The 18,481-nt window shown below is 63.6% G+C and carries 13 protein-coding genes; 2 read left to right on the plus strand and 11 right to left on the minus strand.

Annotated features, from left to right (window positions below):
- Positions 1-2: 2 nt before the first annotated feature.
- Entirely contained in the window at positions 3-1,601 is a 1,599-nt protein-coding gene (locus tag AC1DX4_RS08510) for a ShlB/FhaC/HecB family hemolysin secretion/activation protein (RefSeq protein WP_477219898.1), read from the minus strand.
- A 502-nt stretch (positions 1,602-2,103) separates the two neighbouring features.
- Here AC1DX4_RS08510 and AC1DX4_RS08515 point away from each other — a divergent pair.
- The gene (locus AC1DX4_RS08515; RefSeq protein ID WP_477219899.1) at positions 2,104-3,018 is read left to right on the plus strand and encodes a hypothetical protein; all 915 of its coding nucleotides are present in this window, start codon (positions 2,104-2,106) and stop codon (positions 3,016-3,018) included.
- Positions 3,019-3,205: 187 nt separating this feature from the next.
- Positions 3,206-4,072, plus strand: a complete 867-nt coding sequence (locus AC1DX4_RS08520; RefSeq protein ID WP_477219900.1) for a hypothetical protein — start codon at positions 3,206-3,208, stop codon at positions 4,070-4,072.
- Between the two features lie 239 nt (positions 4,073-4,311).
- Here AC1DX4_RS08520 and amaB read toward each other — a convergent pair whose 3' ends face one another.
- The 10 genes from amaB to AC1DX4_RS08570 form a co-directional block, all read right to left on the minus strand.
- A complete protein-coding gene (gene amaB / locus AC1DX4_RS08525) occupies positions 4,312-5,826 on the minus strand; it encodes an L-piperidine-6-carboxylate dehydrogenase (RefSeq protein ID WP_477219901.1) in 1,515 nt (504 codons plus the stop codon).
- Positions 5,827-6,023: 197 nt separating this feature from the next.
- The gene (locus tag AC1DX4_RS08530) at positions 6,024-7,298 is read right to left on the minus strand and encodes an RNA polymerase sigma factor (RefSeq protein WP_477219902.1); all 1,275 of its coding nucleotides are present in this window, start codon (positions 7,296-7,298) and stop codon (positions 6,024-6,026) included.
- Positions 7,295-7,669, minus strand: coding sequence for a YciI family protein (locus tag AC1DX4_RS08535; protein ID WP_095199302.1), 375 nt, complete (start codon positions 7,667-7,669; stop codon positions 7,295-7,297). Before AC1DX4_RS08535 ends, AC1DX4_RS08530 begins: the two co-directional genes overlap by 4 nt.
- Positions 7,670-7,768: 99 nt before the next feature.
- The gene (locus tag AC1DX4_RS08540) at positions 7,769-8,860 is read right to left on the minus strand and encodes a DNA topoisomerase IB (RefSeq protein ID WP_477219903.1); all 1,092 of its coding nucleotides are present in this window, start codon (positions 8,858-8,860) and stop codon (positions 7,769-7,771) included.
- Positions 8,861-8,929: 69 nt separating this feature from the next.
- Entirely contained in the window at positions 8,930-9,628 is a 699-nt protein-coding gene (locus AC1DX4_RS08545) for a glycosyltransferase family protein (protein ID WP_477219904.1), read from the minus strand.
- Between the two features lie 41 nt (positions 9,629-9,669).
- On the minus strand, positions 9,670-10,596 hold the full coding sequence (locus AC1DX4_RS08550) for a glycosyltransferase family 2 protein (RefSeq protein ID WP_477219905.1): 927 nt from the start codon (positions 10,594-10,596) through the stop codon (positions 9,670-9,672).
- Positions 10,542-11,480 (minus strand): glycosyltransferase family 2 protein, encoded by a 939-nt coding sequence (locus AC1DX4_RS08555; protein ID WP_477219906.1) that lies wholly within the window; start codon positions 11,478-11,480, stop codon positions 10,542-10,544. Before AC1DX4_RS08555 ends, AC1DX4_RS08550 begins: the two co-directional genes overlap by 55 nt.
- A 144-nt stretch (positions 11,481-11,624) precedes the next feature.
- Positions 11,625-12,509 carry a transglutaminase family protein gene (locus tag AC1DX4_RS08560; protein ID WP_477219907.1) on the minus strand — a complete coding sequence of 295 codons (885 nt, stop codon included), beginning with the start codon at positions 12,507-12,509 and terminating at the stop codon, positions 11,625-11,627.
- A 3-nt stretch (positions 12,510-12,512) separates the two neighbouring features.
- The gene (locus AC1DX4_RS08565; RefSeq protein ID WP_477219908.1) at positions 12,513-14,924 is read right to left on the minus strand and encodes a circularly permuted type 2 ATP-grasp protein; all 2,412 of its coding nucleotides are present in this window, start codon (positions 14,922-14,924) and stop codon (positions 12,513-12,515) included.
- A gap of 6 nt (positions 14,925-14,930) precedes the next feature.
- Positions 14,931-18,290 carry a transglutaminase family protein gene (locus AC1DX4_RS08570; RefSeq protein WP_477219909.1) on the minus strand — a complete coding sequence of 1,120 codons (3,360 nt, stop codon included), beginning with the start codon at positions 18,288-18,290 and terminating at the stop codon, positions 14,931-14,933.
- Between the last annotated feature and the right edge of the window lie 191 nt (positions 18,291-18,481).

Below are 18,481 nucleotides of genomic sequence, written 5' to 3' on the forward strand. Positions count from 1 at the left end.
CCTCAGAACTGGATCGCGCCGGCGAGCGAAAAGCGATCGCTGGTCGGCACATGGTCGTCGCGATGCTGGCGGCCCCATTCAAGGGTCAGGCTGGCATTGGTCGGATCGCCCGCAAGTGCCGTGCCGACCTTCAGCCCAAGCCCGTATGACGCACCGACGATGTCGGCCGTCTCGAGCACGGTCGGCATTTCGAGATGGACCTGGCCGACAGCGCCGAAGACATAGGGCGACAGCGAAACAATGCCGCCGGTGAATGGCACGTACCAGGGCGAGGATACCTCACCGCGCAGCACATAGCCGGAATCGCCCTGCAGGGCGCCGGCGTCGAAACTCGACAGGCCGTTGGCGCCGGTGAGCCCGATCTGCTCCGACTGCAACAGCGGCTTGCCGAACGAGGTCTGCGCGCGGGCATAGAGGTCAAGGCCGAGATGGGTGGCCAGTGGCTGGCTGTAGCTGGCCGAGACCTCCAGTTTCTGGAACGCGGCGTCGGCGCCCTGGCGCGACAGCGGCAGCAGTGGCGTGGCGTCGGCTGCGGAACGCGCGCCGAGCCCGTCAATGCCGAACGAAGCCACGACATTGCCGGTAAAGACCCCGCCGAGCGGCGTGAACCAGGTCGCGTCCGTGCCGAATCTGATGATGCGCAGCCGATCCTCGGCGATCGGCAGCGAGATAGGCGTCACCGCATTGAGAAAATCGTTCTGCGCGTCGAAGGAGAGTTCGCTGCTGACGGTCAGTTCGCGGCTGCGGATCCAGGAATAGCGAAGCCTGGCCGAATAACGCTCGAATTCACTGCCGAAGCCGAGCGTGCCAGGCTCGGCGGTCGGATCGGCGCGTGTGCGGGTGGCTTCCAGGTTGAGCGTCAGCCCGTCATAGCCGATCGGCACAACGATGCCGGCGGCATAGTTGCGGTTGCGCGGAGCATCGGTGAACAGGCCGCTCTCGCCGCCATCGGGATAGCCGCCGATGCGCACATAGACGAGCTCGCCGAGGCCGAGCAGCGAGTTGAAATCGACGCCGACGCCGGTCGACCAGCGCTGCAGCGATGGCGACAGCGAGTTGTCCACGGTGACCTGGCCGCCAAGCGGACGGTACTTGCCGTCGATGACCAGCACGCTGGCGCCCTTGGCGGTGCCGGCCTGCAAGGTCGAGCGCAGCCTGGCGCCCGGCGTGTCGCCGGCCAGAAGCAGTTTGCGCTCGATCGCTGACAGCTTGATGCTTTTTTGCCCGACCAGCGGCGCCAGCGTTGCCTCGACCCGTCCGCGTATGCGCTCGGGCAGGTTGCTGGTGTCGATCCGTTCGAGGTAGCCGTCGATAACGACGAGCCTGAGCCTGGCGCCGTCATTGAGCTTCTGCGCCGGCAGCACGACCCGAACCAGCGCATAGCCGGCGCGGCCATATTCAGTCTCCAGCGCGCGCGCCGCCGCAAAGATTTCCGCCGCCGTCACCGTGCGATGGGCGAGGCCCGCGACGATCTTGCGCGTTGCCTCGGCCATGTCGGGCAGGCCGCCCTCGACGCTGACATCCCTGAGCTTGACCTGCAGCTTCTCAGCGCCCGCCGGCGCCTCGAGACCCGATCCTTCCGGGATCGTAACGCCAGCCATGTTGGCCTGCGGCGGTGGGCGGAAGGTTGGCGGCGTGATCTGGCTGGCCGTCTCAGCGAATGCACCGGTGGGGAGCCATAGACATATCGAAGCGGCGAGCATGGCGGACCACCCACCACGCGCCCCGGGCCTGCAGGAAACAGGCAGGCCTTCGGCTTGTTTGCCAATCGCGATCTTGCTTCTATACTTCACCCGGCCACTCGTAATTCGAGGTACATGCGGGCAAGGCTTCGCCGCCGGGCGATCTCTGATCGCTCGTCTTTGCCGCCGTTTCTCGAATTCATGTCCGAAAGGCATGCCCCCGCCCCTCGGATGACGCGGAAACTATGCCTGGCCCTGATGAAGGTCAATTCAACCTGCGGCTGTTCGGCTGACTATTATTGGGAGGGGTTTTCGAAGCTATAGCAATTAGTTAGCAAGTTGCGCCGCCAACCTGTCGCACTTTGACCGGTCCAGTTCTCGGCATTTGGTACCTCTGGACACAAGTGTTGAAGGCTGGAAAATGGGCAACGAAACTCCGCTGTCCGAGTTGATTCAAGTGATCAGGAGATCCGCGCTGAAACTGGAAGACATAGCGGCCCATCCGGCCTTGCACCGCTACGTTCAGGAACAGTCGCAGTCCCTGATCCGAATTTATGAGGAAACCCCGCGACTGGCTTCCATCTTTGCCACGCAGCAGCGCTGGCTGATGGCCCATGTCGGCCTGGCCATGCATTTCAGGCGCGATCCGAACGACCGCCGCAAGGAACTGACAGTCTCGCGTTTCATCGAGGTCGTGCACAAGAACGCCGTGGCCAGCCGCAACACGGCGGACGCATTCATCAAGGAGATGTTGCACTACAACATCGCCGAGTATGTCGCGGGCGGGGACGGCCGCACCCATCCCTTGCAGCCGACAGCGGCCACCATTGAGAGATTCACCGGCTGGGTGATGGCCCATCTGCGCACGCTTGACCATATCGATGGCGGCGACCGGCTGACCAGATACCTGGACCGGCCCGACATGCTTGCCACGCTGCAGCCCCTAGTGGCCGACGGCCTGCTTGCGTCAAAGCCGGTGCGCGAACCCAACCAGACCTTTTCCCTGTTCATCTGGCTCAACAATGGCGGCATCGTCATGGATTGGCTGATGTCCGGCATCGATCCCGACCATGCCGGCCTGGAACAGATTCCAACCAGCGTGGTGTCGATCGGCGACTTCGCCAAATGGCTCAAGCTGTCGCGGACCCATCTCGGCCGCAAACTGCGCACCGCCGAGGAACTCGGCAGCATCGGCTGGCTTGGCCAGCGTGGCCATTCGGTGATGTGGGTGTCGCACGGCTTCTATGAGGAATACATGACCGTCCAGGCCGCCAAGCTGGCCGTCGTCGACAACGCCTTCAAAGCATGCTTTCCGCCATCGCAAGGCGGCGGCTGAGCAGCCCCGCGCACAAGGGCGAATTTCGGGGGAACTCGTGAAGCGGATTTCCGTCTGGAATTAAGTCGAAACTTCCACTGTACACATTCACTCACTATTGACGGCCGGCGTCTGGACACGAGCCGCGAAGGCTGAAAATGTGGTTTTCGCGTCTTCGCAACAAGGGGGCTTATCGCAGCGGGGGAGAATGGCGCTCACATTGGAAGAGATTGCCGGCCATCCGGCATTGCATCGCTGTGTTCGCGTCCAGGCGCAGGCGATGAACCAGACCTATGAGACGAACCCGCGGCTTTCCTCGGTGTTCGCCACGCAGCAACGCTGGCTGATGGCGCATATCGGCCTCGCCCTTTATTTCAGGCGCGAGCCCGACGACTATCGCAAGGAACTGACGGCGGCGCGTTTCATCGACGTGATCCGCCAGAATTCGGTGGCCAGCCGCAACACCGCCGACGCCTTCATCAAGGAAATGCTGCACTACGGTTTCATCGAGTATGCGCCCGCGACACAAGATGGCCGCATCCGCCCCCTGCAGCCGTCGGCGGCCTCGCTGGAGCCGGTTACCCTCTGGCTGATGGCGCATCTGCACACGCTGGACAGTCTCGACGGTGCGAACCGCCTGGCCCTCTTCCTGGCACGGCCGGACGCACTCGCCATGGTGCAGCCAGGGATTGCCGATGGCTTGCTCTCGTCCAATCCGGTGCGCGAGCCCAAGCAGACCTTTTCCCTGTTCACCTGGCTCAACAATGGTGGCGTCGTCATGGACTGGCTGATAGCGGGCGTCGATCCGGATCATGCCGGCCTCGATCGAATCCCGACGGGTGTCGTGTCGATGGGTGATTTCGCCAAGTGGCTCAAACTGTCTCGAACCCATCTGGCGCGCAAGCTGCGCGATGCCGAGGACCTCGGCAGCATCGGTTGGCTCGGCCAACGCGGCAATTCGGTGATGTGGATGTCGCCCGATTTCTACCAGGAATACATGACCGCCCAGGCGGTCAAACTGGCCATCATGGATGCCGCCCTCACCGAGGCCTTTGGTTCGGCGACAGGCCGCTGAGCGGTACGGCATCCCCCATGCGGGGGATGCACGAACCCGTCATGCCGTTAGCACTCCAATTGTCGCTATGCGCGGCGCTATGATTGGAGAGGGACCTGCATGAAAAAGCGTTACGAAAAGCCGACACTGGACAAGCGTCAGAAGCTGTCCAGCGTCACTGCGGCATGTACGCCCTCCACCTGTGTCGATTGATGCTCGCCGAGCTTCACCGACACTTACGCTGAGCTGACTCGGCGTTCTCAATCGATGTCGAACGAGACGCCCTGGGCAAGCGGCAGCGCCTTGGAATAGTTCACCGTGTTGGTGGCGCGCCGCATATAGGCCTTCCACGCATCGGAGCCGCTCTCGCGGCCGCCGCCGGTTTCCTTTTCGCCGCCAAAAGCACCGCCGATCTCGGCCCCCGACGTGCCGATATTGACATTGGCGATGCCGCAGTCCGAACCGTCGACACCGAGGAAGCGCTCGGATTCCTGCAGGTCGCGGGTGAAGATCGACGACGACAGGCCGGCGCCAACGGCATTGTGCTCGTCGAGCACGGCGTCGAAATCCGAATATTTCATCACATAGAGGATCGGCGCGAAGGTCTCTTCCGTCACCGGCGACACTTGGCTTTGCATTTCGACCAGCGCCGGATGCACATAATAGGCATCGGGGTGGCCATTTTCGACCCGCGTACCGCCGGTCACCTTGCCGCTATGGGCGGTGGCCTCCTTCAGTGCCTTCTGCATGGCATCGAAGGCCGCCTTGTCGATCAGCGGCCCGACCAGCGAAGAGGTCTCCAGCGGATTGCCGACCGAAACGCTCTCGTAGGCCTTCTTCAGCCGCGGCACCAAGGCATCGTAGACGCTCTCATGCACGAACAGACGCCGCAACGTTGTGCAGCGCTGGCCTGCCGTGCCCATGGCGCCGAAGGCGATGGCGCGCAGCGCCATGTCGAGATCGGCGGTCGGGCAGACGATGCCGGCATTGTTGCCACCCAATTCCAGCACGGCGCGCGCAAAGCGCTTGGCCAGGCGCGGGCCGACATCCCGGCCCATGCGGGTCGAGCCGGTGGCCGAAACCAGCGGCACCTTGGGATGGTCGACCAGGATTTCGCCGACGGCGCGGTCGCCAATCAGCACCGGCGCCAGGCCCTGCGGCGCATCAGTGCCGAAACGTTTCACCGCGCGCTTGAAGATCGCCTCGCAGGCAAGTGCGGTCAGCGGCGTCTTCTCCGACGGCTTCCACACCACCGCGTCACCGCAGACCAGCGCCAGTGCCGCATTCCACGACCACACCGCGACCGGGAAGTTGAAAGCCGAAATGACACCGACGACGCCGAGCGGATGCCAGGTTTCCATCATGCGATGGCCCGGACGCTCGGTGGCGATGGTCAGACCATACAACTGCCGGGACAGACCGACGGCGAAATCGCAGATGTCGATCATCTCCTGCACTTCACCCAGCCCCTCGGATGGGATCTTGCCGACCTCGATCGACACCAGCCGGCCAAGCTCGGTCTTGTGCGCACGCAGTTCCTCGCCAAGCAGCCGCACCAGTTCGCCGCGCCGGGGACCCGGCACCATTCGCCAGGACTGGAACGCCTTGTGTGCGGCATCGATGGTCTTGGCCGCATCGGCCGGCGAGATCGTCTTCAGCGCCGCGATCTCTTCGCCCGTCACCGGGCTGCGCACGATAAGGTCGCCGCCGACAAGTGCGTCCTTGGCCACACCCAGTTTCGCCAGCAGCTCAGCTGTTTCCTTCGCTATGGTCATTTTTGTCCCTTTCAGATCCCGTCATGTGGCGTCGGATCAAACCGCCGCCATGTCGCCCGCGCGCCGAAAAAAGGCACTTCAGGCACAGTCATGGCGTGGCCTTACTCGTTTCAGGGGAAAATCGCCACCCCGGCATGGTCCAAGCCAAACTTGCACGATTGAGCCAGGGACGATTGAGCCAGACGGGCAGACGCGGCTCAGTTGGCCTTTTTCGCCGGCGCGCGCACGGCACCGTCTTTCATCAAGCGGTCGATATGCATGCGGATATGGGCCGCTTCCGCCGCCGTGTTGGCAAGCGCGATGGCGCGATCGAAGGCGACACGCGCCTCCTCGCCCCGGTCGAGTTGCATCAGCAGCCCGCCCTTGAGACCGAAGAAATGGAAATAGCCGGAAAGTCTTTCTTCCAGCGGCTCGATCATGGCAAGCGCTGCCTCCGGGCCCCGTACCTTCGAAACCGCCACCGCACGGTTGAGCGTGATGACAGGCGAGGGCTGCATCTGTTCGAGCAGGCCGTAGAGCAGGTCGATCTCCACCCAGTCGGTGTCCTCGGCCTTCTCTGCCCGCGCATGCAGGGCGGCGATCGCCGCCTGTACCTGGTAGGGGCCGGGCTTGCGATGGCGCAACGCCTTGTCGACCAGCGCCAGCCCTTCGTCGATCATCTTGCGGCTCCACAGGCCACGATCCTGGTCCTCGAGCAGCACGATCTCGCCATCTCCGTCGAAACGGGCCGGGGCGCGGGCATGCTGCAGCAAAAGCAGCGCCGCCAGCCCCATGATCTCCGGCTCTGTCTGGAACAGCCTAAGCAGCAGCCGGGCCAGCCGAATCGCCTCTTCGCAGAGTGGCGCACGGGCCGGCGCCTCGCCGCTGTTGGTCGAATAGCCCTCGTTGAAGATCAGGTAGACCATCGCCGCGACAGCCGCGAGCCGCTCGGAGCGCTCGACCGCACCTGGCGTCTCGAACGGTACGCCGGCGTCGGCTATGCGCGCCTTGGCGCGGGTGATGCGCTGCTCCATGGCGCTCTCGCCAACCAGGAAGGCGCGCGCGATCTGCTTGACGGTGAGGCCGGAGACGATGCGCAGCGCGACTGCGATCTGCTGTGTTGCCGGCAGGTCGGGATGGCAGCAGATGAACAGCAGCCGCAATATGTCGTCGCGGTAGTGCGCGCCGTCCAGCCGCTCGGCAATATCGCTCTCGGCATCTTCCAGATCGGAAATCTTGTCCTCTTCCGGCATCGGCGCCTGCTTGGCGCGCTTGCGCACAGCATCGATGCCGCTGTTGCGGCCGACAAAAATCAGCCAGGCCGCCGGATCACGCGGCGGCCCGTTCTGCGGCCAGTTCTTCAGTGCCCTGAGGCACGCATCCTGGAAAGCCTCCTCCGCCGTATCGAGATCGCGGAAATAGCGCAGCAGCGCGCCCATCGCCTGCGGGCGGGCGGCGCTGATCGCGGAGCTGATCCAGGCCAGTTCGGTCATACGGCCACCTTGGTGGGATTGAACACCGACACCGGCCGGATCTCATAGGATCCTCCGCTCGGGTTGACCTCGGAGAGCTCACGGGCGAATTCGACGGCCTCGTCGAGATCGGCGCATTCAAGCGTATAGAAACCGAGGAACTGCTCCTTCGTCTCGGCGAACGGCCCGTCGATGACCACCGATTCGCCCTTGACCTTCCGCAGCGTCGTCGCCGCCGTCGTCGGCAAAAGCCGCGCTACCGGGCCGAGCCGGCCGGCCTTGGCGTACTTGTCCTGAACGTTGAGGAGATTGGCCATGACTTCATCGTCCTGCGCCTTGCTCCATGAGCTGACGACGTCTTCGGAGGCATAGCAGAGGATGGCGTAGAGCATATCTGGTCCTTTTCTGTATCAAAGGACGAAACAGTAGGACCGATCCCGACACGACGTCGATAAAAAAATCCGGATGGAGCGACCGCCAATTGCTGCGCGTCACCCTTCGTGCGTCTTCAACCATCTCAACACGAGAGCCTCCTCGTCATCGAGACCCTCAATGGACCGCTTGCGCTTGTTGGCTGGCGCCATTTCATCAAGCAATCGCGCCTGCGACCAGGCCTCGAAAACCTGCGGGTGGATATAGCATTTGCGGCAGACGGCCCGGGTGTTGCCCAGCCGCTCGGCCACTCTGTCGATGACGCTGTTCATCACCCGCTTTTGCTGCGCCTGGCTGTCGGGCAGTTCCGTCTGCGCAAACAGCGACGCGGCATGGATGGTGCCGCCCCAGGTGCGGAAATGCTTGGAGCTGAACGCATCGCCGGCGGCGTCCCGGATGTAGCCGTTGACGTCGTCGGAGCGAACGGGGCGTCTGTTGCCGTCCTCGTCGAGATACTGGAACAGCTTCTGGCCCGGCAGCTCCTGCGCGCCCCGAACGATCCCGGCGATGCGGCGGTCGACCAGCTTCAGTTTCCATTCCTTGCCGGATTTACCCTTGAAGGCGAAGCGCAGGCTCGATCCCTTGATGTCGACATGGCGGTCACGCAACGTCGTCAGGCCGAAGCTCTTGTTGTCGCGCGCATAGGCGGCATTGCCGACGCGGATCATCGTGTTGTCGAGCAGCCAGACGACCGCGGCGACGACGCGCTCGAACGGCAGGCCGTGACGACGCAGATCGCTGTCGATCGTGCGCCGCAGCTTGGCCAGGCTTTCGGCGAAGGCGACGAGGCTCGAATATTTGGCGCCGTCGCGTTCTTGCGCCCATTGCGGATGATAGCGGTACTGCTTGCGCCCTCGCTGATCCCTGCCGGTCGCCTGGATGTGGCCATCCGCGTCGGGCGAGATCCAGACATTCGTCCAGGCCGGCGGAATGACGATCGCCTCGATACGCGCCCTGGCGGCATCCGAGACGGGCTTCCCGTTCGGTCCCTTGTAGGAAAATCCCTTGCCTGTCTTCAGCCGCCGGATGCCGGGCTCGGCATCGCTGACATAGTTAAGTGCGGCGTCCCTGGCCGAGATCTGCGCCCTTGGCCGTGGATGATCTTCCCCTCCAATCGGCCGACCAAAATGCACCTCTGATTTGTCCAGCATGTCCACTCCACCGGATTATCCGAAGATAAGCAACGGATCGTCCGCCGGTTCCGAACGGCGGATGAAATGCTATCTTTTGGCCTCGGGCGCGAGATCGGCCATCCACATCTGGCCATCATCGACATGGTGCGGCAGGTACTCGCGACCGGCAGCGATTGACTCGAAGCGAGCATTGGTCTCGTCGGCTAAATAATCATAGCCGATGTCTTGCATCTCATGTTTGGGATCGAGCTGCCGGTAGAGAGCTTGTCGGCCCGAACGCCGCTTGGGCTCGATCATCTTGAGATGGTATAAATTCAGATCGCTATTCCTCTCCTTGAACCCAATGCCCTCAGGATACCAAAGTCCGTGCAGGTCCTTCGATCGGTATTGCGCCGGATCGTAGGCTCGAAAAAGACGGTGCTGGATCTTGGTACCCCAGATGCCGTCCACTCGGTAATCCGTCGATGAATACATTTCGCGGAAGTGAAACCCCCACGCGATGCGCCGGCGGCGGCTGGTCAATTGTCCAATTCGATCAGCCGTCGCGTATTCCAGCCGTTCATCAGGATCCACGGCCAGAATCCAGTCTGCCCCAGCGTCACACGCCGATTCGAGCAACAATCGTCTCCGATGGGTCTCGCTGCTGAAAATGCCCTGCGCCTGGCGGTCATCGAAGGCGATCCAGCCATCAACGATTGGGTCCAGATTGGCGAGGAGGTCAGGCACCAGATGCGCATCATAACGATAGCTGAAAACCGCGATCGTTCTCTGACGCGTCCAGAACAATCTGCCGCGCCGCCAGCGCCTTGGCTTCATGTGACTAGAGATCATCCCTGCGTCGTCCGTTTTTTCCAGTGGTTGCGGGCGCCGAGATACACGCCGACAGACTTCACGAATAAAACCAAGGAAACGACCGGCATCAATCGCATGGCGAAGGTCCGTTCCGCTCCGGACAGTCCGATCCGGGCTAGTTTTCGAACCTGCCGACGATCCCGAAAAGTGGAGCGGGCAAGTTTAAAAGGGCTGGTCTGGGTTGTTCCGGCAGAATAGGCGCCGTTGCGATAACCGCGCTTGCATTGGTCGACGATAAGGCCGAGCAACCCCGTCTCGTTGCGATGGATCGTCCTAACCTCGGGTTCCCAAATCGGCGCCAATTCCAGTGGCAAACGTTTGAGAAATTCCGTGTCCTCGGCAACCCGCATCGTGTCGTCGAACAAGCCGAACTCCTCGAACAGCCGGCGGTCGAAGGAGACGCCGTAGCGCAACGCCAGTTCCTCGGGAAGGCCAGGAAGTCGGCGAACGAACAAGGCAAGATATGCAACGCAGGCAAATGGATTGCGGGGATGGCTGTTCGATATCGCGCTCGAAACCGTGGCAACTCCAGCCGAGTGGTGACGTATTCGTGCTTCGGCCCAACCCGGGCAAGCAAGGCAATCGTCCGCAAGGAATGCGACAAAGGGCGCGGTCGTGGCGGCGAGCCCGACATTGCGCGCAGCCCCAACGAATACCCGATTGGCGATTTCAATCACCGGCACATCGATACCGGCATCATACAGAAGTGACTTCGCATCCCCTCCGCCGGAGTTGACCACCAGAATCTCGAGGGGAATGCCCTGGTCGAGAAGAGATTTGACTGAACCGACTATACTGGCCGGGGCTCGGCATCCAATTACGACAACCGCCAAGTCCGGCCGGGCTGTCATAGAGCGTTTTGCAAGGAGACTCCCGGCGCGGAAAACCTGCGCCGGGACCATATCTTCACCTTGTAGCGGACACAGCGCCAAGCGTCCGACTTTCGCTTCGGCGCGGCCGCAGCTACTGCCAGGAAGCGCGCTGCCATCCCAAGGTTGCCTCGCGCATAGTGAACACGGGCAATCTTCAGGGCGACAAGCCCCTCCCTGGTCTTGAGGGCCGACATCGGGATTCGGCAATCGGTGAGCGTGCGCAATTCGCGGCGCCACTCCAGGAACCGCCGCACCGGGTTGATCGTGAAGCGCTCGTCCGAACGGTCTGGTGAAACCTCATAGACCATGACCGGTTGCGGAATCATGGCCATCGATGCCCTGCTCATCAGCCGCGCCCAGAACAGCGTGTCCTCGTCATAGGCAAGGCCCACGGGAAACCGCGTCTCGCCGATCAGTTGCCGGGATGCCAGCACGCTGCCCACGGCGACGGAGCGTATATCGCCTTTCACATAGGCCGAAGCATTTGCCAGGCATGCAGCCTGATAGCCGTTCGGCACCTTGATCTGCCGATCCTGGCCGTTCACCCGTCGCCGGTAAGCGCCCACGATCATGTCGACATTCGGCTGGGCGTCCGCCTGACCGAGCAGCGCGCGCAATCCGCCCTGGAGATGCAAATCGTCGGCGTCGATCAGGTACACCCAGGGCTGGAGCGCCTGCGCCAACGCGACGTTGCGAGCACCACCGGCGTCGCGGCAGCCGGCCGGCAGCACACGCAGCGGCAAGATGAGTTGCGCCGCAGCCTGCCGTGCCACGTCAGCCGTGTTATCGGTCGACGCATCATCGACCAGCAGGACCTCGCCAATGACCTCGGCCTCACCGGCGAGCGACGCCAGCGTTGTGGCGATGGTTTTCGCCGCGTTGTGGGCAGGAATGACGACGCTGACCGCTTTCAATTACAAGACCCCGCGCCTACGCGCTTTGGCAAAACAATCCCCTCGAAACGAATAGAGATTAGCGGCGCCTTCGATGTTTGAGAAGTCGCTTAAGTCCACCCAGAATTGCAGCGGCGGAACGCTTGGCGCGTGTTCAGGCCGTTGTCATGCCTTTTCGAGCGCGACCGGAATAACGTCGACAGCCTGCTCGCCGACCTGTCCGCCGGTGGTTTTCAGCACGCCGACGATCGGCGCGACGTCGGAATAGTCGCGGCCATATCCGACAGTGATATGGTCGTTGCTGGCCCGCATGCCATTGGTCGGATCGAACTCCTGCCAGCCGGCGTCGCGTCCGCACCAGACCTTGACCCAGGCATGCATGGCATCGGCGCCTTCCAGCCGGGGCTTGCCCTTGGGTGGGATGGTGCGCAGGAAGCCGCTGACATAGCCGGCCGGAATGCCCAGCCCGCGCAGCCCGGCGATCATGATGTGCGAAAAGTCCTGGCAGACACCGCGCTTCAGCTTGAACGCATCGCTGGCCCGGGTTCGCACCGTGGTTGCGTCACCATCATAGGTGAAATCGCGGTGAATGCGGTTGCACAGGTTCATTGCCGTACCGGCGGCCGAGCCGGCGATGCTGTCTCGTGCGTAGGCGGTGATCGCTGCATCCATGCCAGAGTGAGCGCTTCCCGCCAGAAAATGGTGCGGTGACGCAGACGCCAGCGACCGCACCGCGGCCAGCTCCTGTCTCAACCGGCCGATATCGGGCGACACGTCGAGCCCAGGCTCGGGCCGCGACACCGACACGCGTGCGCTCATCCTTATGTCAAGTTCATCATGCGCGTCGCGAAAGGCGATCGAGGTGACGTTGTTGCCGAAGAAGTCCGAAAAATCCGACCGTTCGTTGGGCGCCGGCGCGAAGGACAGGGATGCCGCGATGACGCGCTGCACGCCTGCTATCGTCGACGGCAGCACGCGAATCTGGTGGCGGCCGCCGCCGGCCGCCGCTGCATAATCGTAATGGAGATGAAGCCTGATGTCGTAAAGCATAGGCTAGCCGAAATAGGCTTTGGCGAGGCTGTTGTAGAGGCCGCCTATCTCATATGCGAGCTCGTCCAGCGCCTTTGCCGTCATGTCCGAAGGCTCCTTGATGGCGATGGCCGTGTTGAGCTGCAGGATCTCCTTGGCCGCCGGCGACATGTGCCCCTCGCCGCCGATCGATGGCAACAGGCCGATCTCGGCCTTCAGCCTTTCCAACTGGAACAGGATGGAGCGCGGATTGAGCGGATCGAGCGCCAGAAGATCGATCACCGTGCGCCGACCGGTCTGCACCGGATATTGCCGGCGGTGGGTCATGACGCTGTCGCCGATCTCCAGCATCATATCGAGCGCGCCGTCCGGCGCCTTGGCGCGGGTCAGCCGGGACAACGTGCGGGCGATCTGGATGCCGCGTTCGAGCCGCCGGCCGATCTCGAGGAAGCGCCAGCCGGCGAAGCGGTACATGTTCTCGTGCAGCAGGCCGGAAAAGCCGGCGAGCTTGCGCAGGATCACCGTCATCGCCCGCGTCGCGTCGTCACCCGGCGCCACCGTCGTTGCGAACTGATGGATGGTCTTCGACAGGTCCTTCAGCGCCAGCCAGCCGTCGGGCGAGAAGCGGTCGCGAATCTGTCCGGCGCTGTAGACGGCGCTGTCGAGCGTGCCGATCAGTCCGGACGGGATCGCCGTTTCGACGTCGATGCCAAACGGTTCGAGATAGTCCCTGATGTCGGCGAGCAACGGCATATCCGCATCGGAGGTCTCGGCCAGCCGCACATGGTAGGCGCGCAGGATGCGCACAGTGTCTTCCGAGCGCTCGATATAGCGGCCGAGCCAGGTCAGGTTTTCAGCCGCGCGGCTGGGCAAACTGCCCGGCCTGGTGCGCGTGAAGCTGTCGCCCTCTTGTGGCAGCAGCGTCTCGCGCTCCACCGGCTTGTCGCTGACCACCCAGACGTCAGCCGCCTGGCCGCCGCGCTGCATGGCGATCGCCGTCGGGTCGAGCGACATCCCGACGCGGGCAAACCCGCCCGGCATCACCGTCCAGCCCTCGGGCGTGCGCGCCAGATAGACCCGCAGGCTCGCCGGCCGCGGCTCCAGCCAGCCGCCGACAAAGACCGGCGTCGTCGACAACGTCACTGCTTCCTGGCCGACGAAGGCGCCGCCATCGCGTTCGATGCGCGCCACCAGCTCGGCCCGCTCCCCGGCCGACAGTGCCGAGCCGAGCGTGGTCTGGCCATCATCCTCGAAGGCAAGCCTTGTCGACAGCGCCGGGCCGACCACCATGCGGTCGATATTGGCCAGCACATGGGCGCGCTCGGTCGCTTGCCCGCACCACCAAGTCGCGACGCTCGGCAGCAACAACTCCTCACCCCGCAAGGCGCGTGAGATCTTGGGCAGGAAAGCGAGCAGCGCCCGCGTTTCCATCAGGCCGGAGCCCAGCGCATTGACGGTGGACACCGCCCCTTGCCGGATCGCTTCGACCAGCCCCGGCGTGCCGATCTGCGAATCCGAACGCAGTTCGAGCGGATCGGCGAAGGCGGCATCGAGGCGGCGCCACAGCACGCTGATCGGCATCAGGCCGGAAACGGTGCGCACCATCAGCCTGCCGCCGGAAACGGTCAAATCCTCGCCCTCAAGCAGCATGATGCCGAGATAGCGGGCGATATAGGCGTGTTCGTAGTAGGTTTCGTTGAGCGGACCCGGCGTCAATATGGCGACGCGGCCGTCGCTTTCCCTGGCCATGCCGATCAGCGCATCGCGGAAGCGGCGGAAGAAGCCGGCTAGCCGGTGCACATGCATCTCGCCATAGATATCGGACAGCGCGCGCGTGGTGGCGACGCGGTTCTCCAGGGCAAAGCCGGCGCCAGACGGCGCCTGCGTACGGTCGCCCAACACCCACCACTGGCCGTCTGGCCCGCGGCCAAGTTCGAAGGCACAGAAATGCAGGTAATGGCCGCCGGCCGGCGTGGTGCCCACGACAGGCCGCAAATATTCGGGGCTGGCGGCGATCAATCCCGCTGGCAGTATGCCTTTTTCGACGAGCCGGTTCGGCCCATAGATATCGGCGATGGTTTCCTCGAACAACTCGGCGCGCTGGACGAGCCCGGCGCTGATCGCGGCCCATTCGGCGTCTTCGATGAGCAGGGGCACATGCGCCAGCGGCCATTCGCGCTCATTGGCGCCGGCCTTGTCGTAGACGCGGTAGTAGACGCCGGCATCGCGCAGATACTGGTCGGCGCGGGCAAAACGCTGGCCGAGCTTTTCGGCACCGAGATCGTCGAGCGCCTCGATGAAATGCTTCCACACCGGACGGGGATTGCCCGCAGCGTCGACCATCTCGTCGACGACGCCGTCTATCGGCTGGTAGTGCTCCAGCAGGCTATGGATCTGCGGCTTGCCGCGTACCCTCTTGTGATTCCCCTTTGCCATCGCTGATCAGAGTCTTGCCGGCCGCCTGAGGTCAAGGGTCATCGGGAAATCTTCCGCCGGTTGTTCCTCGCGCAGCACATAGCCGGATGGCGTGTGGCCGCGCGGTTCGAAGCGAGCGAGCCGCCGTGCCTCCGCCTCGTTGCCGTTGACCGGGAAGGTGTCGTAGTTGCGGCCACCGGGATGCGCGACATGGTACACGCAGCCGCCGACCGCCCGACCCGACCAGCGGTCATAGATGTCGAACACCAGCGGCGTGTTGACCGGCAGTGCCGGATGCAGGCCCGAAGCCGGCTGCCAGGCCTTGAAGCGCACGCCGGCCACCGCCACTTCGCGGTTGTCAGTGACCTTCATCGGCACGATGCGGCCGTTGCAGACGATGGCGTGGCGCTCCGGGTTCAGGCCTTCGGTCTTGACCTGCAGCCGTTCGACCGAGGAATCGACGAAGCGCACCGTGCCGCCGATCGCACCTTGCTCGCCCATCACATGCCACGGCTCCAGCGCCTGCCGCAGTTCCAGCTTGATGCCGGCGTGCTGGACTTCGCCGCAGAAGGGAAAGCGAAATTCGAGCTGGGCGTCGAACCATTCGGGACGGAACTCGAAGCCGGTGAGCTTGAGGTCATCGAGCACATCGAGGAAGTCAGCCCAGACATGGTGCGGCAGCATGAAGCGGTCGTGCAGCGATGTGCCCCAACGGACGAAACGGCCGTCGAGCGGGTTTTTCCACGCGCGGGCGATAATGGCGCGGACGAGAAGCTGTTGCGCCAGCGACATGCGCGCATTGGGCGGCATCTCGAAACCACGGAACTCGACCAGGCCAAGCCGCCCTGTCGGACCATCCGGCGAGAACAGCTTGTCGATGCAGATTTCCGAGCGGTGGGTGTTGCCGGTGACGTCGGTCAACAAATTGCGGAACAGCCGGTCGACCAGCCACGGCAGGGGTGCCGCGCCGGTATCCGGATGCGGCACCTGCGCCATGGCGATTTCGAGTTCGTAGAGCGAATCGTGACGCGCCTCGTCGAAGCGCGGCGCCTGGCTGGTCGGGCCGATGAACAGGCCAGAGAACATATAGGATAGCGACGGATGCCGCTGCCATTGTAGCACCAGGCTCTTCAACAGATCTGGCCGACGCAGGAACGGGCTGTCATTGGGCGTCGCGCCGCCGACCACGACATGGTTGCCGCCGCCGGTGCCGGTGTGGCGGCCGTCGATCATGAACTTGTCGGCGCCAAGCCGCGTCAGCCGTGCTTCCTCGTAGATCGCCGTGGTCGTCGCCACGCAATCCTGCCAGTTGGAGGCCGGATGAATGTTGACCTCGATGACGCCGGGATCGGGCGCGACACGGATGACGTTGAGGCGCGGGTCATGCGGTGGGCCATAGCCCTCGATATGCACCGGAAGGCCGATCGCCTTCGCCGCGTTCTCGGCGGCAGCGACCAGTTCCAGATAGTCCTCAAGCGCCTCGACCGGCGGCATGAACACGCAGAGCCGGCCGTCGCGCGGCTCGACCGAAAGCGCCGTGCGCACCGCGCCGCCGATCTCGGTGATCTCCTGTTCGACCCGGTCCTGCTGGCCGGTCGCGGCCGTAAACGACGCCGCCTGCTGGCGGCGCGCCATCTCATCGGCGCCTTCCAGTTCGGCCGGAGCCGCTGTGGGCAAGATCGCCTCACGCGCCGGCAATGGGCCGCGCGGCAACGACGGATCGACTGGCACGATGTAGGGGAATTGCGCCGGCGGCACATAGGGCAGCGTGCCGAGCGGCAAGCGGTAGCCGACCGGTGAATCGCCCGGCACCAGGAACAATCGGCCGCGCCGCGTCTTCCATTTTTCCGAGCGCCAGCGCGGCCCCGACGCTTGGCTGTTCCAGCGCTGCACCGGCAGCACGTAGCCCGACGGCTTGGTCAGCCCGCGTTCGAACACCTTCGCCATGCGGCTGCGTTCTTCCGGGTCCTCCAGCTTGGAATTCGACGGATCGACATTTTCGGGCAGCTTGCCTTCCTTGAGCAGCCACTCGGCCGGATCCTCATAGGCTTCGCTGACCATGGTCTTGTCGATGCCGAGTTCACCGGCAATCGCGGTGAGCAGGCTTTCGGCCTGTTTCGGGCCGATATCGGCCGAACTCTTTTCGCGCGCGATCAGCGACGGATCGCTCCACACCGGCTGGCCATCGGCGCGCCAATAGAGCGAGAAGGTCCATCGCGGCAGGCTTTCGCCCGGATACCATTTGCCCTGGCCGTAGTGGAGGAAGCCGCCCGGCGCGAAACGCTCGCGCAGTTTGCGGATCAGCGCATCAGCCTTTTCGCGCTTGGTCGGGCCGACGGCAGCGGTGTTCCATTCGGCGGACTCGAAATCGTCGATCGAGACGAAGGTCGGCTCGCCGCCCATCGTCAGCCGCACGTCGCCGGCCGCAAGTGCGGCATCGACATTGTTGCCAAGCGCATCGAGCGCCCGCCAGCTCTCATCGGAGAATGGCTTGGTGATGCGCGGATGCTCGGCGATACGGTCGACCCGCATTTCGAAGCCGAACTCGACATTGGCAAAGCTCGCCATGCCGGAAATCGGCGCAGCATTGCGGAAATGCGGTGTCGCGGCAAGCGGCACATGGCTCTCGCCGGTCAGCAGGCCCGAGGTCGGATCGAAGCCGATCCAGCCGGCGCCGGGAAGATAGACCTCGCACCAGGCATGCAGATCGGTGAAGTCGACCGCGGTACCGGCCGGCCCATCGAGCGCGATGAGGTCGGGTTTGAGCTGGATCAGATAGCCGGAGACGAAGCGGGCGGCGATGCCGAGATTGCGCAGGATCTGCACCAGCAGCCAGCTCGAATCCCGGCACGATCCCTTGCCGGCGGCCAGCGTCTCCTCCGGTGAGAACACGCCGGTCTCCATACGCACGATATAGGCGATCTCGCGCTGCAGCCGGGCATTGAGGTCGACGAGGAAATTGACGGTGTTGGGAGCGCTGCGCTCGACAGTCCTGAGGAAGGCCGAGAGCAGCGGACCCGCCGGCTCAGGCGTGCGGTAGATGGCGAGATCGTCGCGTATCTCTTCCGGGTATTCGAACGGGAATGCCTCGGCCGACGGCTCGACGAAGAAATCGAACGGATTGTAGACCGTCATGTCGGCGACGAGGTCGACCTCGATCTTCAGCTCGCTCACCGGCTCCGGGAAGACGAAGCGGGCAAGGAAGTTGCCGTAAGGGTCTTGCTGCAAATTGACGAAGTGGTTCCCCGGCTCGACCTTCAAAGAGTGGCTGAGCACCTTGGTACGGGAATGCGGTGCCGGCTGCAGCCTGATGATCTGGGGCCCGAGCACCACCGGCCGGTCATATTTGTAGTGGGTCAGGTGGTAGACGGCTGCCAGAATTGCCATGGGGCCCCGGAGATCGGCGTTTCAAATGAATTCGCCGAACCCTGACACATCTGCCGGCCATTCTCCAAGCACAGATGTTGCGGTGCACCTAATTTAAGCAGCGTTGCCGGCTAAGCTGTGTCGAGATTCAGGTCAGGCCGAGTCGAAAACGGCTGATACCGAGAACCGGAGCGGAGCGTACTTTTGGGTAC

This window comes from Mesorhizobium sp. P3_A8 (genome assembly GCF_056402995.1).